The 2,066-nt window shown below is 40.1% G+C and carries 3 protein-coding genes; all 3 read left to right on the top strand.

Going from position 1 to position 2,066, the window contains the following annotated elements:
* Nucleotides 1-168: 168 nt before the first annotated feature.
* The 3 genes from VB775_RS26205 (at nucleotide 169) to VB775_RS26195 (ending at nucleotide 1,940) form a co-directional block, all read left to right on the top strand.
* Nucleotides 169-1,200, top strand: coding sequence for a WD40 repeat domain-containing protein (locus tag VB775_RS26205; RefSeq protein WP_281006033.1), 1,032 nt, complete (start codon nucleotides 169-171; stop codon nucleotides 1,198-1,200).
* An 87-nt stretch (nucleotides 1,201-1,287) separates the two neighbouring features.
* On the top strand, nucleotides 1,288-1,731 hold the full coding sequence (locus tag VB775_RS26200; RefSeq protein ID WP_281006034.1) for a helix-turn-helix domain-containing protein: 444 nt from the start codon (nucleotides 1,288-1,290) through the stop codon (nucleotides 1,729-1,731).
* Nucleotides 1,732-1,799: 68 nt separating this feature from the next.
* On the top strand, nucleotides 1,800-1,940 hold the full coding sequence (locus tag VB775_RS26195) for a hypothetical protein (protein WP_281006035.1): 141 nt from the start codon (nucleotides 1,800-1,802) through the stop codon (nucleotides 1,938-1,940).
* Nucleotides 1,941-2,066 lie beyond the last annotated feature (126 nt).

The following is a 2,066-nucleotide window of genomic DNA, read 5'->3' as shown; positions in this document are numbered from 1 at the left end:
AAAGCACGGTCGCTTACCTAAAAGCATTTTTCGTCTTGGTTTTGATTTTCTGCGTCATATCATCTTTGACATCCATCTCAATTCCGAGGCTTTCTTCAACTCCATTAAATTTTTGTCCTGTACTTAGGTCGCGATGACAAAAAGATTTTTACTGCAAACAACAATAAGATGGTGCAATTATGGAGTTTGGAAAAACTGGAAAGAAAAACTTTTACCCCTCAAAAGCCTCTCAAATTTTTAACCTATAGTCCCGATGGTAAGATAATCGCAATCACTGGCAATGGAAATGCAATTAAATTGACAAGCCCAGAAGGAAAAGTACTTAAAACGTTAACAAGTGATAATCCTAAAGATGTTATTTGGAGTGTAGCATTTAGTCCAGATGGCAACATGATTGCTAATACTAGTAATGAATGGAGTGAAATTGCCACAACTAGTAAGGTCGGAGTGGTGATATTGTGGGATCGAGAAGGAAAGAAACTTCATACTTTAAGAGGTCATAAGGATGAAGTCTATAGTGTAGCTTTTAGTCACGATGGCAAGACAATCGCTACTGGTAGTAAAGATAAGACAGTAAAGTTATGGGATCTGAATGGAAAATTATTGAACACTTTAACAGGACACGAAAAAGAAGTCCTGAGCGTTGCTTTTAGTCATGACAACAAAACGCTCGCGACAGGCAGTGGAGACTATAAAGTAAAATTATGGAATAGAGAGAACGGACAACTATTGAATATATTTGACAATAAGGATGTTGTGTGGAACTTAGCTTTTAGTCCAGACGATAAGGTGATCGCTACTGGCGGTGGAGACAACACTGTAAAATTATGGAAGTTAGATAATGGAACCACAGAAATCTTCCAAGGACATGGCAATGTTGTCATGGGAGTTGCCTTTAGTCCTAATGGAAAAACCATTGCCTCTGGTAGTCAAGACAACACTGTGAAATTATGGAGTTTGGACGGTAGTGAAATCCAAACTTTTCAAGGACATAAAGATCAGATCTATAGCGTTTCCTTTAGTCCTGATGGCAAAACTCTTGCCTCTGGAAGTAAAGATGGAACCGTGATTTTATGGAATTTAGATTTAGATGATTTAATGGCGAAAGGTTGCGCGTGGCTCCACGACTATCTTGTTAATAATCCCAACGCCAGTGATGAAGACAGACAGATGTGTGGCATAGCTCCAAGGCAAAAGTAAAAAGGTAAAAGGAAAGATCTGTCGTTTTTTTGTTTCGATTATTGCGTTTGATGTATTAGATTGGGAGCTATCTACCGTCAACTAGCCATGATTTCTGCATACATTCCTAACGACGACGATACAAAACTCTCCTTAGTGAGTAGCCGTATTTTGGCTGCCCATATTCACAATAAAGTTCGCAAGCTGAGATTTTTTGAAGAAGATGGCAGCGAACAAGATGCAGAAATTCCCGCAGCCGCCTATCAAATGCTCGTGGATGCTCTAACCCTAATGTCACAAGGCAACGGCGTAAGCCTCATACCCATTCAAGCCGAACTAACCACCCAAGAAGCAGCCGACATGCTAAATGTGTCTCGCCCCTTTGTGATTAAACTACTTGAAACTGGTGAAATCCCTTATCGCAAAGTCGGAACGCACCGCCGCATTCACCTTAAAGACGCGATCGCTTACAAACAACAGATAGATATAGAGAAGTCTAGTGCCTTAGACGAGTTAGTAAAGCAATCTCAAGAACTAGGGCTTTATGACTAGGTTTGTGGCTCTCCTTGATGCTTGCGTTCTCTATCCCAATTACCTGCGATTTAAACCCATTGAAAATAATGACAGCTTTGGAAACTGCTAAAAGGCGTTTCAAAAATCCTCCCAAAACCTTTGAGGAATACATGGAGATTCTCGTAAAGCAAGAACTACCAAAATCAGTGACTATTTTTCGAGAGTTGCATTCAGAAGAGAGTAAATAAACGTGAGTTCGACGAACTAAAAGATGGCAGGAGGAAGAGCAGGTAAGCCTTTGAAGAGAAGATCTAAAGCAGGTTTAGTCTCTCGATATGTATAAGCAACCAACCCAGCTAAAAGGTTGACAAGAA

This window comes from Pseudanabaena sp. CCNP1317 (assembly GCF_034931345.1).
GTDB lineage: Bacteria > Cyanobacteriota > Cyanobacteriia > Pseudanabaenales > Pseudanabaenaceae > Pseudanabaena > Pseudanabaena galeata.
This window is presented reverse-complemented; position numbering and strand designations above follow the sequence as displayed.